This window comes from Acidiferrimicrobium sp. IK (assembly GCF_025499425.1).
Taxonomy (GTDB): domain Bacteria; phylum Actinomycetota; class Acidimicrobiia; order Acidimicrobiales; family Palsa-688; genus Acidiferrimicrobium.
Genome location: NZ_JAIMCB010000005.1, coordinates 138,231 through 152,238, shown reverse-complemented (window position 1 = coordinate 152,238; position 14,008 = coordinate 138,231). Strand labels below are relative to the sequence as shown.

At 71.3% G+C, this 14,008-nt stretch carries 17 protein-coding genes and 1 tRNA gene; 13 read left to right on the top strand and 5 right to left on the bottom strand.

What is annotated here, in order from left to right; genetic code table 11:
• Positions 1 to 25 precede the first annotated feature (25 nt).
• Genes aroA through K6U06_RS10135 form a run of 3 tightly spaced genes read left to right on the top strand, consistent with a single transcriptional unit; the run spans position 26 to position 2,597 of the window.
• Positions 26 to 1,312, top strand: a complete 1,287-nt coding sequence (aroA, locus tag K6U06_RS10145) for a 3-phosphoshikimate 1-carboxyvinyltransferase (RefSeq protein WP_262321814.1) — start codon at positions 26 to 28, stop codon at positions 1,310 to 1,312.
• On the top strand, positions 1,249 to 1,932 hold the full coding sequence (gene cmk, locus K6U06_RS10140; protein ID WP_410051015.1) for a (d)CMP kinase: 684 nt from the start codon (positions 1,249 to 1,251) through the stop codon (positions 1,930 to 1,932). Before aroA ends, cmk begins: the two co-directional genes overlap by 64 nt.
• Positions 1,929 to 2,597 carry a lysophospholipid acyltransferase family protein gene (locus tag K6U06_RS10135; RefSeq protein WP_262321812.1) on the top strand — a complete coding sequence of 223 codons (669 nt, stop codon included), beginning with the start codon at positions 1,929 to 1,931 and terminating at the stop codon, positions 2,595 to 2,597. The genes cmk and K6U06_RS10135 overlap by 4 nt, the downstream gene beginning before the upstream one ends.
• Before the next feature lie 20 nt (positions 2,598 to 2,617).
• Here K6U06_RS10135 and ispH read toward each other — a convergent pair whose 3' ends face one another.
• Positions 2,618 to 3,664 (bottom strand): 4-hydroxy-3-methylbut-2-enyl diphosphate reductase, encoded by a 1,047-nt coding sequence (gene ispH, locus K6U06_RS10130; protein ID WP_262321811.1) that lies wholly within the window; start codon positions 3,662 to 3,664, stop codon positions 2,618 to 2,620.
• 79 nt (positions 3,665 to 3,743) lie between these two features.
• Here ispH and K6U06_RS10125 point away from each other — a divergent pair, with 79 nt between their 5' ends.
• From K6U06_RS10125 to K6U06_RS10090, 8 genes are all read left to right on the top strand, one after another.
• Positions 3,744 to 5,108 carry a DUF512 domain-containing protein gene (locus tag K6U06_RS10125; RefSeq protein ID WP_262321810.1) on the top strand — a complete coding sequence of 455 codons (1,365 nt, stop codon included), beginning with the start codon at positions 3,744 to 3,746 and terminating at the stop codon, positions 5,106 to 5,108.
• A 17-nt stretch (positions 5,109 to 5,125) separates the two neighbouring features.
• Positions 5,126 to 6,448, top strand: a complete 1,323-nt coding sequence (gene der / locus K6U06_RS10120; protein ID WP_262321809.1) for a ribosome biogenesis GTPase Der — start codon at positions 5,126 to 5,128, stop codon at positions 6,446 to 6,448.
• Positions 6,449 to 6,507: 59 nt separating this feature from the next.
• A complete protein-coding gene (locus K6U06_RS10115) occupies positions 6,508 to 7,629 on the top strand; it encodes a PP2C family protein-serine/threonine phosphatase (protein WP_262321808.1) in 1,122 nt (373 codons plus the stop codon).
• Positions 7,630 to 7,740: 111 nt separating this feature from the next.
• Entirely contained in the window at positions 7,741 to 8,292 is a 552-nt protein-coding gene (locus K6U06_RS10110; RefSeq protein ID WP_262321807.1) for a hemerythrin domain-containing protein, read from the top strand.
• 71 nt (positions 8,293 to 8,363) lie between these two features.
• A complete protein-coding gene (locus tag K6U06_RS10105) occupies positions 8,364 to 8,828 on the top strand; it encodes an SRPBCC family protein (RefSeq protein WP_262321806.1) in 465 nt (154 codons plus the stop codon).
• Between the two features lie 97 nt (positions 8,829 to 8,925).
• Complete coding sequence (locus tag K6U06_RS10100) at positions 8,926 to 9,126, top strand: hypothetical protein (protein WP_262321805.1); 201 nt, start codon at positions 8,926 to 8,928, stop codon at positions 9,124 to 9,126.
• Between the two features lie 184 nt (positions 9,127 to 9,310).
• Positions 9,311 to 9,388 (top strand) — tRNA-Pro (locus K6U06_RS10095).
• Positions 9,389 to 9,629: 241 nt separating this feature from the next.
• Positions 9,630 to 10,079 carry a hypothetical protein gene (locus K6U06_RS10090; protein WP_262321804.1) on the top strand — a complete coding sequence of 150 codons (450 nt, stop codon included), beginning with the start codon at positions 9,630 to 9,632 and terminating at the stop codon, positions 10,077 to 10,079.
• 20 nt (positions 10,080 to 10,099) lie between these two features.
• Here the strand turns inward: K6U06_RS10090 and K6U06_RS10085 are convergent, their stop codons facing one another.
• Positions 10,100 to 10,774, bottom strand: coding sequence for a hypothetical protein (locus K6U06_RS10085; protein ID WP_262321803.1), 675 nt, complete (start codon positions 10,772 to 10,774; stop codon positions 10,100 to 10,102).
• An 87-nt stretch (positions 10,775 to 10,861) separates the two neighbouring features.
• Between K6U06_RS10085 and K6U06_RS10080 the strand changes: the two genes are divergently transcribed.
• Complete coding sequence (locus tag K6U06_RS10080) at positions 10,862 to 11,119, top strand: hypothetical protein (RefSeq protein ID WP_262321802.1); 258 nt, start codon at positions 10,862 to 10,864, stop codon at positions 11,117 to 11,119.
• A 388-nt stretch (positions 11,120 to 11,507) separates the two neighbouring features.
• Here the strand turns inward: K6U06_RS10080 and K6U06_RS10075 are convergent, their stop codons facing one another.
• Together K6U06_RS10075 and K6U06_RS10070 are read right to left on the bottom strand one after the other, a co-directional pair.
• The gene (locus K6U06_RS10075; RefSeq protein ID WP_262321801.1) at positions 11,508 to 11,972 is read right to left on the bottom strand and encodes a hypothetical protein; all 465 of its coding nucleotides are present in this window, start codon (positions 11,970 to 11,972) and stop codon (positions 11,508 to 11,510) included.
• A 14-nt stretch (positions 11,973 to 11,986) separates the two neighbouring features.
• Positions 11,987 to 12,304, bottom strand: a complete 318-nt coding sequence (locus K6U06_RS10070; RefSeq protein ID WP_262321800.1) for a NifU family protein — start codon at positions 12,302 to 12,304, stop codon at positions 11,987 to 11,989.
• Positions 12,305 to 12,381: 77 nt separating this feature from the next.
• On the opposite strand from K6U06_RS10070, the gene K6U06_RS10065 reads away from it, so the two are divergent.
• Complete coding sequence (locus K6U06_RS10065) at positions 12,382 to 12,771, top strand: DUF4333 domain-containing protein (protein ID WP_262321799.1); 390 nt, start codon at positions 12,382 to 12,384, stop codon at positions 12,769 to 12,771.
• A 30-nt stretch (positions 12,772 to 12,801) separates the two neighbouring features.
• On the opposite strand, the gene K6U06_RS10060 is transcribed toward K6U06_RS10065, so the two are convergent.
• Positions 12,802 to 13,950 (bottom strand): acyl-CoA dehydrogenase family protein, encoded by a 1,149-nt coding sequence (locus K6U06_RS10060; protein ID WP_262321798.1) that lies wholly within the window; start codon positions 13,948 to 13,950, stop codon positions 12,802 to 12,804.
• Between the last annotated feature and the right edge of the window lie 58 nt (positions 13,951 to 14,008).

Sequence of the window (14,008 nt, the reverse complement as noted above, 5' to 3'; positions counted from 1 at the left end):
GGGCGGCGCTCGCCGCGGGAGAGCGATGACCGCGTTCACGGTAGAAGCCGCCCCCGGCGGCGTGCACGGCGTCTTGCGGGTACCCGGCGACAAGTCGGTGTCCCACCGGGCGCTGCTCCTCGCGGCGCGCGCCGACGGGCGCTCGGAGCTGCACGGCCTCTCCGACGGCGAGGACGTGCGCCACACCGCCGAGGCGATCCAGGCGTTCGGCGCCGAGGTGGTCCGCATCGGGGAGGGAACCGTCGCCGTCGACGGCGGCCCGGCCCGGCTGCGAGAACCGCAGCGGGTGGTCGACGTGGGCAACTCCGGCACCGCCATCCGGCTGCTGACCGGGTGGGCCACCGCCATCGACGGCATGGCGGTCCTGGTCGGCGACGAGTCCATCGCCCGCCGGCCCATGGGCCGCATCGCCGACCCACTGCGGCTCATGGGCGCCCAGATCGACGGCCGGGCGGGCGGCACCCTGCCGCCGCTGGTGGTACGGGGCGGTCACCTGCACGGCATCGAGTACCGGCCGCCGGTCGCGTCCGCGCAGGTCAAGGGAGCGGTCCTCCTCGCCGGCCTGGCAGCGGAAGGCCCGACCACGGTGATCGAGGCCATCCCCACGAGGCGGCACACCGAGGAGATGCTCCTCCAAGCCGGCGCCGACGTGGTGGTCAACGGCGGCAGCGTGACCCTGCGCCCCTCCGCTCTCTCGCCGATGAGCGTCGACGTCCCCGGAGACCCGTCCCACGCCGCGTTCTGGGCGGTGGCCGCCAGCATCGTGCCGGGCAGCGACTTGGTGATCGAGCACGTCTACGTCGGGCCGGGCCGGGCCGGGTTCATCGACGTGCTGAGGCGGATGGGCGCCGACATCGAGGTGGTGGGCGAGAACCCCGTCACCCGCACCGCGGACCTGCGGATCCGCTCCGCAGCCCTCCACGCCACCGAGGTCGGAGGCGCGGAGGTCCCGTCGCTCATCGACGAGATCCCGGTGCTCGCGGTCGCCGCGTCGCTGGCGGAGGGCGCCACGACGTTCAGTGACGCCGCGGAGCTGGCCGTGAAGGAGAGCGACCGGATCGCTTCGACCACCGGCGGGCTGCAGGCCATCGGGGTCCGAGCCGAGGCCCGCCCCGACGGGCTGGTCGTCCACGGCCGTGCCGGCCGGCCCCCGGCGGGCGGGTCGGTGGACGCCCTCGGGGACCACCGCATCGCCATGTCGATGGCCATCGCCGGGTTGGTCACCGCCGAGCCGGTGCGGATCACCGGATGGGAATCGGTGGCCACCAGCTACCCCACGTTCAGAGAGGATCTTCGCCGGTGCGTGTCATAGCCATCGACGGCCCGGCCGGTTCGGGCAAGTCCACCGTCGCTCGGGCCGTCGCTGCCCGGCTCGGTCTCGCCTACCTCGACACCGGCGCGATGTACCGGGCGGTGACCTTCGCCGCGATCCGCCGGGGTATCGACCCGAGCGACGCCGAGCCGGTGGCCCGGCTGGCGGAGGACATCGACATCGACGTGGCCGACAAGGTGACCGTCGACGGGGTCGACGCGACCATCGAGATCCGCAGCCCCGAGGTCACCCGGGCGGTCAGCGCGGTGGCCGCCAACCCGGCCGTTCGCCACGAGCTGGTGGTCCGCCAGCGGCAGTGGGCCGAAGCGCACGGGGGAGGGGTGGTGGAAGGCCGGGACATCGGGACGGTGGTCTTCCCGAACGCCGACGTGAAGGTGTACCTGACCGCCGACGACAGCGAACGGGCCACCCGCCGGTCGAAAGAGATGCTCGACATGCACTATGACCAGGTCGCGGCCGACATCGCCCGCCGGGACCACATCGACTCGACCAGGGCGGCGTCCCCGATGGCCGTCGCCGACGACGCGGTGCACATCGACTCGACCGGTCGGGGGATCGAGGAAGTGGTCGAGGACGTGCTGGCCCTGGTCGCCAAGTGAGCGCGCCGACCGCCTGGCAGCTGCGCTGGTACGCGTTCGCTCGCGGCGTGGTGGAGGTGGTGTGCCGGCTGGTGTGGCGGGTGGAGCTGGTCAACTTGGACCGGATCCCGAAGACCGGCCCCTACGTGATCGCCCCGGTCCACCGGTCCAACATCGACACGCTCCTCTGCGGATGCCTCACCCGTCGCCGGATCCGGTTCATGGGAAAGGATTCGTTGTGGAAGTACCGCTGGTCGGGGCGGCTGTTCACGTCGCTCGGGGCGTTCCCGGTGCGTCGCGGCACTCCCGATCGGGAAGCGCTCAGGGTCTGCGAGGAAGCGCTCCTGGCCGGGGAGCCGGTCGTCTTGTTCCCTGAAGGCACCCGCCAGAGCGGCCCGGTAGTCCAAGACCTGTTCGAGGGAGCGTCGTTCGTGGCGGCGCGGGCCGGCGTGCCGATCATCCCCGTCGGCATCGGCGGCAGCGAGTGGGCCATGCCGAAGGGCAAGAAGGGCATCCGTCCGGTGAAGGTGGCGATGGTCGTCGGCGAGCCGATCCTGCCCGCGGCCCGCTCCGAAGGCGGCCGGGTCACCCGCCGGACGATCACCGACACCTCGGCGCGCCTGCACACCGAGCTGCAGGTCCTCTTCGACGACGCGTTGACCAGAGCCGGGCGCCGCTCAGCCTGACACCGGCCGCCGGCGCCGTCTCAGACGCTGAGGGTGGCCATCGCGGTGGCCGCGGGGATGTCCCGGTCCTCGACGACGCCCCCTCCGGCGAGCGGGTCGCCGCCAGGGGCGAGCGCAGCCACCGCCGCGGCGCCGGCCACGGTCCGCAGCAGGTCGCGCAGCTCGCGGGGGAGGGGGAAGTACTCGTCCTCGTCCACCGCCTGCACCTCGTCGATGCCGCCGGCGGGGTTGAGGGCCTCGACGACGGCCACGACCAGCGACTCGGGGGCCGACGCCCCGGCGATGACGCCGACGGTCCCAGACAGGTCGTCGGGCAGCTCGTCGGCCCCGTTGACCCGCACCGCTCGGGGGCAGCCGGCTGCGATCGCGGTCCGGGTCAGGGCGTTGGTGTTCGAGGAGTTGTCCGAGCCGATGACGACCACCACGTCGCACTGCCCGGCGATGGCCTTCAGCGCGGCCTGGCGGTTGGTGGTGGCGAAGCACAGGTCGGAGTGACCGGGCACCCACAGGTCCGGCCAGCGCCCCTTCGCCGCCTCGAGCAGGCCCTTCCACTCGTCGACGGCCAGCGTGGTCTGGGCCAAGAACGCCACCGGCTGGTCGCTGTCGGGTAGCGCCATCATCTCCTCGACGCTCTCCACCCGGTGGACCGCGTCGGGGGCCACCGCCATCGTGCCGATGGCCTCCTGATGGCCTTCGTGGCCGACGTAGACGATCGAGTACCCCTTGGCCGCCCGGCGCTTGACCTCGTGGTGGACCTTGATGACGAGCGGGCACGCCGCGTTGACGACGGTCCGTCCGTCCTGGCGGGCGCCGTCGACCACCTGGGGGGCGGTCCCGTGGGCGGAGAGCATGAGCGGGGCGCCGGCGGGTACCTCGGTGATGTCGTCCACGAAGACCACGCCGAGCTCCTTGAACCGCTCGACCACGACCTTGTTGTGGACTATCTCGTGGTAGCAGTACACGGGCGGCTCGAACACCCGCACCATCCACGCCAGGGCCTTGATGGCCATCTCCACCCCGGCGCAAAAGCCCCGCGGGGAGGCGAGGAGAACCCGATCGACCTTCACGCCTCCACGGTACCGAGATGGCCTCCCGTAGAGCGAGCGGGGCCAATTGGGTGCCAAGCGCGGCTAGCATCGCAAAGCTATGTCGCTGCCCCGCGTGGTGGCGGTGACCCCGGGGTCACCCGCTGCCCGGGCCGGCCTCCTGCCAGGCGACGAGATCGCCGCCATGGACGGTCAGCTCCCCCGAGACATCATCCAATATCAGCTGCTCGCCGATCAGGCCGAGCTGGACCTCGACGTGCGCCGAGGCGGCCTGGAGCTGCCCGTCACCGTCATCAGGGACGGCAACGAGCCTCTCGGCCTCGAGGTCGACGCGGCCCTCTTCGACCGGGTCAGGACCTGCGACAACCACTGCGAGTTCTGTTTCATCCACCAGCTGCCGAAAGGCATGCGCAAGAGCCTCTACACCCGCGACGACGACTACCGGCTGTCGTTCTTGTACGGCAACTTCACGACCCTCACCCGCTTCACCGAGGCCGACTTGGAGCGGGTCGTCACCGAGGGCCTGTCGCCGCTTTGGGTCTCCATCCACGCCACCGACCCCGACGTGCGCTCCAGGATGCTGCGCAACAAGCGCGGCGCGACCAGCCTTCGATGGCTCCGGGCCCTCCTAGACCACGGCATCGAGGTTCACGGCCAGGTGGTCGTCTGCCCGGGGGTAAACGACGGGGTCATCCTCGACGACACCCTCGCAGGGGTCCTCGACCGCTTCCCTGAGATGGCCAGCGTGGCGTGCGTGCCCCTCGGCGTCAGCCGGTTCAACGTCGAGGAGGCGATGCGCCCCCACACCGTCGAGGAAGCGGCCGCGGTGGTCGAGCTGATTGAGGGATGGCAGGACACCTTCCGCGCCGCCCTCGGCCACCCGATGGCCTTCGCGGCCGACGAGTACTACCTGGTAGCCGGGCGTCCTTTCCCCACCTTGGACGCGTACGGGCCCGTCGCCCAGCACGACAACGGCGTGGGGATGGTGGCCGCGTTCCGGGCCCGCTTCGAGGGGCGCGAGGACGCGCCGACGGGCGGTCCCGGAGGGTTCTTCCAGTCCGTCGACGGCGCGCCGGCGGAGGGCTACCGCGCCCCCCGGGCGCCGGGATCGATCACCCTGGCGCCCCGCTCCGACGCCCCCATCACCATCCTCACCGGCCCCTACGGCAAGGCGGTCCTCGAGCCGCTCGTCCAGGCCGTGAACCCCGACACCGAGGTGCTCGCAGTGCCCAACGAGTTCTTCGGCGGCAACACCAGCGTCGCGGGACTGATGACCGGCGCCGACTTGGCCCGGGTCCTCGCCGCCGCCCCCTTCGGCCGGCGCTACCTGCTCCCCGATGTCTGCCTGTCCGGGGGCCGGTTCCTCGACGGCCTGACCCCCGCCGACCTTCCCCGAGCCGTCGAGATCGTGCCAGCAGACGGGGCCAGCCTGCGCCGGGCGCTGCGCGCCCCGGTCGCCGCGTAACCCGCACAGAGGATCCCATGCCCAAAACCAATGCGCCGGCACCCCGGCTCCCCGTCGTCGCCGTTGTCGGGCGCCCCAACGTCGGGAAGAGCACGCTCGTCAACCGCATCGTCGGGCGGCGCGAAGCCATCGTCGAGGAGCGTCCCGGGGTCACCCGGGACCGCAAGCTGCTCGACGCCGAATGGGCCGGGCGGGAGTTCACCATCGTCGACACCGGAGGCTGGTTGGCTGCCGGCGACGCCCTCGACCAGCAGGTGTCGGCCCAGTCGGAGCGGGCGATCAAGGAGGCCGCGGCCATCCTTTTCGTGGTCGACGCGACCATCGGGATCACCGAAGAGGACGCCAGGGTCGCCGACCTTCTGCGCCGCAGCAAGGTCCCTGCGCTGGTCGTGGCCAACAAGGTCGACGCCGAGACCCGCGACCCCGACATCTGGGTGTTCGCAGGCATGGGCCTCGGCGACCCCCAACCGGTGTCCGCGCTGCACGGTCGGGGCACCGGCGACATGCTCGACGCGCTGATCGGGATGCTGCCCGACGTGGTCGAAGCCCCCGACGAGGAGCCCGAGGAGCCTCGGATCCCGTCGGTGGCCATCGTCGGGCGGCCGAACGTCGGCAAGTCGACGCTGTTCAACCGGCTCATCGGCGACGAGCGGTCGGTGGTCCACGACATGCCAGGCACCACCCGCGACACCATCGACACCCTGGTGAGCACCGAGGACGGTCAACTGCGCTTCGTGGACACCGCCGGGATGCGCCGGCGAGCCAAGGAGGCGTCGGGCGCGGAGTACTACTCGCTGGTACGCGCCTTGCAGGCCATCGACGGGGCGGACGCCGCTCTTTTGGTCATCGATGCCACCGACGGCGTCACCCGCCAGGACCAGCGCCTGGCCGAACGGGTCGACGCGGCCGGGAGCCCCGTGGTGATCATGCTGAACAAGTGGGAGATGCTCGACGCCGAGACCCGAGCCCAGGTCCTCGAGGACGTCGAAGACCGCCTGGCGTTCTTGGCCTACGCGCCGATCCTCAAGGTCAGCGCCCTGACCGGCCTCGGCGTGCACCGGCTGTTCCCGGCGCTGAAAGCCGCCGACGACGCCTATCACCGCCGGGTTCCCACCGCCGAGCTCAACCGGGTCCTGGCCGAGGCGCAGGCCGCCCATCGCTCCCCGGCCGGTCGGGTCCTCTACGCCACTCAGGGCGCGGCCGAGCCTCCCACCTTCACGCTGTTCACCACCAAGAGCCTCCCCGCTCCGTACCTGCGCTACCTGGAGCGCCGCTTGCGGGAGCACTTCGGGTTCGGGCCGACACCGATCAAGTTTCGGGTCCGCCGCCGCAGCGAGTAAGCAGCCGGCCCCGGATGAGCAAAGAGCCCGGCTCGCGGCCGGTGGGGTAGCGTCGCGCTATGGCCGACCAGTCTGTCGTGGTAGCTGCGCTGTTCGCGCAGCCCTGGCTGGCGGCAGCGGCGATCTCCTGCGCGGTCGCCGCCGGGCTGTGGGCCCGGGCCGCGTCGCGCACCATCCGGGCGGTCCGGCGCATCGAGTCGCCCGGCGGCGGCGCCCCGGTCACCTCCGACGCCACCGGCCTGGCCAGGGCGGCGTTCGACAAGGACCTTCACAACGCCATCCTCTACGCGGTGCTCACCGTCGGGCTGGGCGTGGCGTCGCTGTCCAAGAGCGCGTGGTTTGAGCTTCCCCTGCTCGCCGTGACCGTGCCGGTGGTGGTGTCGATCCGTTTCGCGCCCCGCTTCTTCGACGAGGGCCGCTTGGCCGAGAACCGGGCGCTGCTCGAGCGGCGGGCGGAGGAGGTGCTGGCCCAAGAGGAGCTGGCCCCCCGCCAGTGGGCGGCCCGCCTCGCGCCCGAGGAGCTCCCCCCGATCGACGGGTTCGAGCTGGGCCGGGTCTACGAGCCGGGCACCGGCATGATGGCCGGTGACTTCTACGACGTCTACGCCACCGACAAGAGCCGCCTGGCGGTGGTCATCGGCGACGTCGCCGGTCACGGCATCGAGCCGTCGATCACCGCCTTCCAGGTCAAGTACCTGCTGCGCAACTTCCTCTCCCAGTATCGGGACCCGGCGCAGGCCCTCGAAGAACTCAACAAGGTCCTGTCGCTCACCGGCCGCCCGGAGGACCTGGTGTCGGTGTGCGTGGCGGTGTTCGACACCGAGGCCGCGACCATCCGCCACGCCTCCGCCGGGCATCCCGCCGCCTGGTTGTGGCAGGACTCCGAGATGAGGGCGCTGCGCTCCACCGGTCCGCTCCTCACCCTGGACCCAAACGCCAGCTACTACTCCCGGGAGCTTCCGCTCACCCCGGGAGACCTCCTCCTGCTCTACACCGACGGGCTGGCCGAGGCCCGCTCCGGTGGGCAGCTCTTCGGCGAGGACCGCATCGCTGGGATCATCCGCCGCGACCCGGGCCAGGACGCCACGACCTTGGCCAAGGTCCTGCTGGAGGCCGCAAGGGACTTCGCGGCGGCGCCGTTGAGCGACGACGTGGCCATCCTGGCGGTCCGGCGCACCTGACACCGCGGACCTGACACCGGGCACCTGAGACACCGCGCCTGAGACGCTCGCGGCCGGGGGCGCTTTGCGGCTCGCGGCATATCTGGCCTCTAGATGGGCAGGACCGGGGGCATGGACGCCATAGAGCTGTTGACCGCCGACCATCAGAAGGTCGAAACCCTCTTCAGCCGCTTCGAGGCGGCAGGCCCGCGCGCCACCACCACCAAGCGCCGGCTGGTGGACCAGATCATCACCGAACTGTCGGTCCACGCCGGCATCGAGGAGATGCTGTTCTACCCGGCTGTGCGCCGGGCCGACAGCGCTCTCGGCGACCAGGTGCTCGAGGCGCTCGAAGAGCACCACGGGGCCAAGACCTTCCTCGCCGAGCTGGAGCGCCTCCCCGCCCAGGCCGAGCGTTTCGACGCCAAGGTAGCGGTGCTGATCGAGCAGATTCGCCACCACGTCAAGGAGGAGGAGGGGGAGCTGTTCCCCGCGGTCCGCAAGGTGATGTCCAAAGAGGACCTGGCGGATCTCGGCGAGGCGCTGGAGAACGCAAAGGCGACCGCCCCGACCCGGGCCCACCCTCACCAGCCCGACGTCCCGCCCTTCAACATCGTGATGGGGCTGCCCATGGCCATCGCCGATCGGGCGGTAGGGGCCGTGCGACACCTGGTCAGCCGCTGACGCTGAGGCGTAGCTGTCCGACTCGGGGGTAGGCCTCGAGCCGACAAACGATCGCTAAAGAGGAGTCAAATATGGCAAGTCATGAGACGTCCATCGAGGTCGAACGCCCGGTCCGCACCGTGTACAACCAGTGGACCCAGTTCGAGACGTTCCCGCAGTTCATGGGAGGAGTTGACAAGATCACCCAGACCGACACCACCCACACCCATTGGGTGACCAAGGTCGGCGGCGTCACCAGGGAGTTCGACGCCACAATCACCGAGCAGACACCCGATCAGCGGGTGGCGTGGCGCAGCGACTCGGGCCCGACCCACGCCGGGGTGGTTACCTTCCACCGCATCGACGACGGCAGGACCAAGGTCATGCTTCAGTTGGAGCTGGACCCCGAAGGCTTCGTCGAGAAGGCCGGCGAGGCGCTCGGCGTCGTCCAGCACCAGGTGAAGTCCGACCTCGACCGGTTCAAGTCCTTCATCGAGTCCCAGCCGGCGGAGACCGGCGCTTGGCGCGGCGAAGTCGGCCAGGACCCCACCAGCTGAGGCCGGTTGGGCGCGGCGTGGCGCTACCGTGAACCCACGTCCCGGCGACCGGCCCCCGAGGCCGGCCGCCGGCTAGGTCTGTAAGAGGATCCCCGCCGTGCCCTGGTGCGACACCTGCAGCAAGTTCTGGACCCAGCCCAGCATGGGCGAGCACGGCGAGTGCCCGGCCTGCGGCACGGTCATCGCCACCCCGCCCAAGGGCGTGCCCTGGCACTTCAAGGTCATGTTGGTCGGCCTGGCCGGGTACCTGGTGTACCGGGTGTACTGGTTCGCGGAGTGGTTCCCCAAGCACTTCTGAGCCGGTCAGCTTGGACGGTGGGCCGGCTGGGACTAGGGTTGGCGAGCCACCGACTAGCGCCCCGTTCTCCTCAGACTCCCAGCTTCGCCCCCGACCCTGCCCCAGCAGCGTCACCCGGGCGGGAGTCTCGAGGCTCCAGGGTGCCAGGAGGCGGTAACGTCCCGCTCCGGGGCGTTGGGTTGTACGGGCTGTGGCGCAGTTTGGTTAGCGCGCTTGACTGGGGGTCAAGAGGTCGGAGGTTCGAATCCTCTCAGCCCGACCACGACAGAGGCGCCGCCGAGCGGCCGACCCCGGACCTGCAGCCGCCGCGCCGTTCCCGGGTGGGGGGGCGACCCATCAGAGAGCAATGGCGGCGATACCATGACTTTCCCGGCGGCCGCGAGCGCTTTTGTGCTCCGCCGCCTCGCTGCGGAGGCCTGGCTGCCCCCGGGCCCCGCAGCGTAGCCAACGGTTCCTGCACTGCCCCGCGGGGCCGTTGGCGCGCCTGCCGGTAGCCTCCACGGATGCGCTGTCGACGTCTGGCTCTGCTCGGCCTGGCCGCTGTGGCAACTACGGCCTGCGGCGGGGGCGGCGGGGGATCCGGTGCGGCAGCCACCACCGCCCCGAGGGCGACCACCTCCACCACGGCGCCCGGAACCGTGCAAGCCGTGGGTGCCTGCACCGAGTTTGCTGCCCTGGTCAGCGCCGCGCAGAAGGGGACGCTGGCGCAGTCGGAGGTCACCAAGGACGCAGGGATCCTGGCCCAGGAGGCCCAAAAGGCGGCCAGCGCCAGTCCGGCATGGCAGCCGCTGAGCGTGCACGCGTCGGAGGTCAGCCTCGACGCAGAGGGCAAAGGGGCCGCGGCGGGCAGCGCCGGCGACGTCGCCGCGCTGAAGGCTGACTGCGCCAAGATCCCCCAGTCGACGGTCAACGCGGTCAACGGCGGCGCCTCGTCGTTTTCCATCAAGGGCTGAGCAGCTCCGCCCGATCAAGGTCAGCCCACCCCGAGCCGGGCGCCGAAGGCCACCCAGTCGGTGGCGATGGCCTGCTGCGCGCCGGCCAAGCTCAGGCGGCCCGAGCACACCGCCCGGCGGGCCGCGCTCTCGACCCGGTCCTTGGGGTTCGGCGAGGAGCCCGGCTCGGGCCACAGGTTGCGGGGATCGGACGGCGCGCCGCCCAGCTCCAGGGGCACCAGATGGTCCTCCTCGTACGCCCCGATCCGGCCCCGGTCGCCGTAGGCTCGCATCTGCGCCACCTTGATCCGCTCCGTGACCGCTTCGGGCGGCCGCACCGTCGCCGTCCACCCCGATGCGCAGATGGTGGAGCCGACCGTGGCGGCGGTCACCGCCGGGTTGAGGGCGCCGGGGGTGCAGCGAGGATCGGGGAGCACCTTCAGGCCTGAACCGGTCGCGCGGCACGACCCGGAGACAGTCGCGGGCGGCCCGAGGTCGCCGGCGGTGGTGGTAGTGGTAGCGGTAGCGGCGGTGGTGGCTACAGGGGCGGGAGCCGTGCCGGGCAGGGCGCCGGGGGAGGCGCCCAACCCCGCCGAGCCGCACGCGGCGGTCAGCAGGGCAAGGACGGCGGCCAGGGCAGCCAGCAGCGCACCGCCGGGCTTCTCCCGAGCCGGCCCTGGCGGACAGGCTCGGACGTCGACGAGTCGAGGAGTCACGGCGCTGACCCTACGGAGGAGGTGTGACAGCCACGCGCCCCCGCGGACACTCGCCGCTTCGGGCCGCCGGGATGGTTGGCTGTCTGGATGCGTTCCCGAGAAGGGCTCGGCCTGGCCCAAGCCCTAGTCACCCTCACGTTGACCGACGACCACCGGACCGCCGCCGCGCTGGCCAGCCAGTACGTGGCCGAGTACGACCCCGCCGAGCTGTTGGTCTGGCTGGCGCGTTACTCGGGCCTGGTCCTCGGCCTCCTAGCCCGGGCCGACGCGAAAGACCGGACCCCCGCCGAGCTGGCCGAGGTCCTGGCCGCCCAGATCGCGCTGGCCCCCGACGAAGCGGACTGAACCCGCCCGCCGGGAGGCGACCCGCCCGCCCGTTGTGACCGATGTCGCACACAACCGGCTTGCAAAGCGGCCCGGAGTTTGAGAAACTGTTCACGTGCTCGGGGCGGAACCCCCCCTCCTCCCCTTGAGCTGAGTGCGAAGGCCCGACCACCCCCCCCGGTCGGGCCTTCGTCGCGTCCGCAGGTCGGTGCCCCGGAGAGATTTGGGGGCCAACCGCCCCCAATGCACCATCTGGCCGTAGCAGCCCCGCTATGGTGGGCGGCGCTGTCGAAGCTGCCCCTCGACAGCGTGAGCCCGGCGGCCGCCCTTGTCGTCCCCGCCCCTTCGACGCAAGGGCGGCCACGGGACTCCCTCCCGCACTGGGGAGCAGCACCGTACCTCGGGTGTCCTACTCCAGGCTGCGGCAGTCGCGGTAGACGGCCTGCACCGCCGGCAGATTGATCTGCGCGGTGGAGGACCGCCACGCAGGGGTGTCCACCAACCCCATCAACCCGTCGACATCGGCGCGCAGCTGCCCCCACTGGGCCGGGTCGCCGGCTCCCGCAGCGTCGGCGAACTGCTGTACCGGCGCGAGGTACCCGCGAGCTGCGTCGGTGGCCACCGTCGCCTGGGGCAGGCGGATGTAGAGCAACGAGAACCGGCTGCACGCCCCGCGGGCGTTGGCTGTGGCGTTGGCGGCGGTCGCCGGCAGCACCGACACCGTGTAGCCGAGCGGGGGGACCGTCGCCGACGGCGCCATGGTGGTCGCGGTGGTGGTCGGCGCGACCAGGGTCGTCGTCGGCCCGCCGCAGCCCGCTACGGCCAGCGCGGCGCCGACGACGAGCGCCCACGCCTGCAGGCGGATCGTCCTCACGGTTAGGAGGAGGGCTAGAAGCCCGGGGTGTAGCCGCCCCGACCCATGGCGGAGCTGGTCTCGAAGTCCATCTCTTCGTCGACCCCGCCGAGCACCTCGGTCACCCAGTCCAGGCGATCCTTCAAGATGCGGTCGACCCCGGCCTTCAACGTGGTGCTGGAGATGGCGCACGAGCTGCACGCCCCCTGCAGCTGGACCTCGACGACCCCGGTGTCGACATCGGCGGACACGAGCACCAGGTCGCCGCCGTCGGCCTGTACGGCCGGGCGGATCAGCTCGATCAGCTCGTTCAACTGCGCCAGTCGGTCCATGCGCTCGTCATCAGTCAGCATCAGTGGGCTACCTCCTGGGACAGTCTGCCCGGTTCGCGGCGACTAGCGGCGGGGACGGGGAGCCTACGCTGCACCCGATGCCCGATCCGGTCGCGCCCACCCCCACCCACGCCCCCGGGCGATCCCGCCCGGCCCGCAGGGGCTACCTCGTCCCCGGGTTGATCGCGCTGGCGGTGCTGGCGGTGCTGGCGGTCGGCATTGACCTGATCGGCCTGCGCCACCCGACCCCCAAGGCGCTCAACGGGCCCGATGTCGCGACGCTCATCGCTCAGGACATGCAGACCCGCACCGGTGCCAGCCAACCGCCGCAGATCACCTGCCCGGCTTCCGAGCCGGTCCGCGCCGGGCTCGAGTTCGACTGCCGCTTGCACCAGGCGGGCGGCGTCCGCACGATCCAGGTCCGGGAGACCTCGGCGGAGGGGGCGTTCGGCTGGAGCGAGCTGCCGGCCTCCAGCGTGGCCGGCTAGAGCTGACCGCACCGGGCCGGCACTGGCGGCTCACCCCCCGAGCTTGCGCCCGATGATCTCTTTCATGATCTCGGTGGTCCCGCCGTAGATGGTGGTGATGCGAGCGTCGATGTAGGCCTGGCCGATCGGGTACTCGAGCATGTAGCCGTACCCGCCGTGCAGTTGCAGGCCCCGGTCGACGGTGCGCTTCTGCAGCTCAGTGCACCACCACTTGGCCATCGCCGCGTTCTCCGCGGTCAGGGCGTCGGCGTTGAGCTCCGCGACGCAGCGGTCGACGAAGGTCTGGCCGATCTCCACCTCGGTGGCCATCTCGGCCAGCGCGAAGCGGGTGTTTTGGAAAGAAGCGATGGTCTGGTCGAAGGCCTTGCGCTCGTTGACGTATTCGATCGTCCAGTCCAGCGCGGCGCGCGCCGCGGCGACGCCGGCGGCCGCGATCGAGAGGCGCTCTTGGGGCAGGTTGGACACCAGGTACACGAACCCCTGCCCTTCCTCGCCCAGACGGTTGGCGACCGGCACCCGCACGTCGTTGAAGAACAGCTCGGCGGTGTCTTGGGCATGGAGGCCGACCTTCTCCAGGTTGCGGCCCCGCTCGAACCCGGGCATCCCCCGCTCGAGGACCAGCAGGCTCATGCCCCGATGCTTCTGCGCGGGGTCGGTCTTGACCGCGACCACCACCAAGTCGGCGTTGATGCCGTTGGTGATGAAGGTCTTGGAGCCGTTGACGATGTAGTCGTCGCCGTCGCGGATGGCAGTGGTGCCCATCGAGGCCAGGTCGCTGCCGATCCCCGGCTCGGTCATGGCGATGGCGGTGATCAGCTCTCCAGAACAGATCCCCGGCAGCCAGCGGTCCCGTTGCTCCTCGTTGCAGTAGGTGAGGAAGTAGGGGAGGACGATGTCGTTGTGGAGGGTGATCCCGAGACCGCACGCGGCCAGGCCGAGCCGCTGTATCTCCTCGATGATGACCAGGTTGTAGCGGAAGTCGTCGATGCCACCCCCGCCGTAGGCCTCCGGGGCGGCCATCCCGAGCAGGCCCAGATCGCCGGCCTTGGCGAAAAGCGACCGGTCCACGATCCCGGCCTTGTTCCACTCCGCGGCGTGGGGCAGCGCCTCCTTCTCGAAGAACCCGGCGACGGTGGCGCGGAACAGCTCGTGGGTCTCGTCGAACAGCGGCCTGGTCATGGGCCGATTGTTGCAGCTCCGGGCCGCACGGCCCCACCGATGCTCATGCCGCGACCGA

Bases quoted from the DNA above. Each gene is read 5' to 3' on its own strand.
- aroA (WP_262321814.1), top strand. From the start codon at position 26: ATGACCGCGTTCACGGTAGAAGCCGCCCCCGGCGGCGTGCACGGCGTC.
- cmk (WP_410051015.1), top strand. From the start codon at position 1,249: ATGGGAATCGGTGGCCACCAGCTACCCCACGTTCAGAGAGGATCTTCG.
- K6U06_RS10125 (WP_262321810.1), top strand. From the start codon at position 3,744: ATGTCGCTGCCCCGCGTGGTGGCGGTGACCCCGGGGTCACCCGCTGCC.
- der (WP_262321809.1), top strand. From the start codon at position 5,126: ATGCCCAAAACCAATGCGCCGGCACCCCGGCTCCCCGTCGTCGCCGTT.
- K6U06_RS10115 (WP_262321808.1), top strand. From the start codon at position 6,508: ATGGCCGACCAGTCTGTCGTGGTAGCTGCGCTGTTCGCGCAGCCCTGG.
- K6U06_RS10110 (WP_262321807.1), top strand. From the start codon at position 7,741: ATGGACGCCATAGAGCTGTTGACCGCCGACCATCAGAAGGTCGAAACC.
- K6U06_RS10105 (WP_262321806.1), top strand. From the start codon at position 8,364: ATGGCAAGTCATGAGACGTCCATCGAGGTCGAACGCCCGGTCCGCACC.
- K6U06_RS10090 (WP_262321804.1), top strand. From the start codon at position 9,630: ATGCGCTGTCGACGTCTGGCTCTGCTCGGCCTGGCCGCTGTGGCAACT.
- K6U06_RS10080 (WP_262321802.1), top strand. From the start codon at position 10,862: ATGCGTTCCCGAGAAGGGCTCGGCCTGGCCCAAGCCCTAGTCACCCTC.
- K6U06_RS10070 (WP_262321800.1), bottom strand. From the start codon at position 12,304: ATGCTGACTGATGACGAGCGCATGGACCGACTGGCGCAGTTGAACGAG.
- K6U06_RS10065 (WP_262321799.1), top strand. From the start codon at position 12,382: ATGCCCGATCCGGTCGCGCCCACCCCCACCCACGCCCCCGGGCGATCC.
- K6U06_RS10060 (WP_262321798.1), bottom strand. From the start codon at position 13,950: ATGACCAGGCCGCTGTTCGACGAGACCCACGAGCTGTTCCGCGCCACC.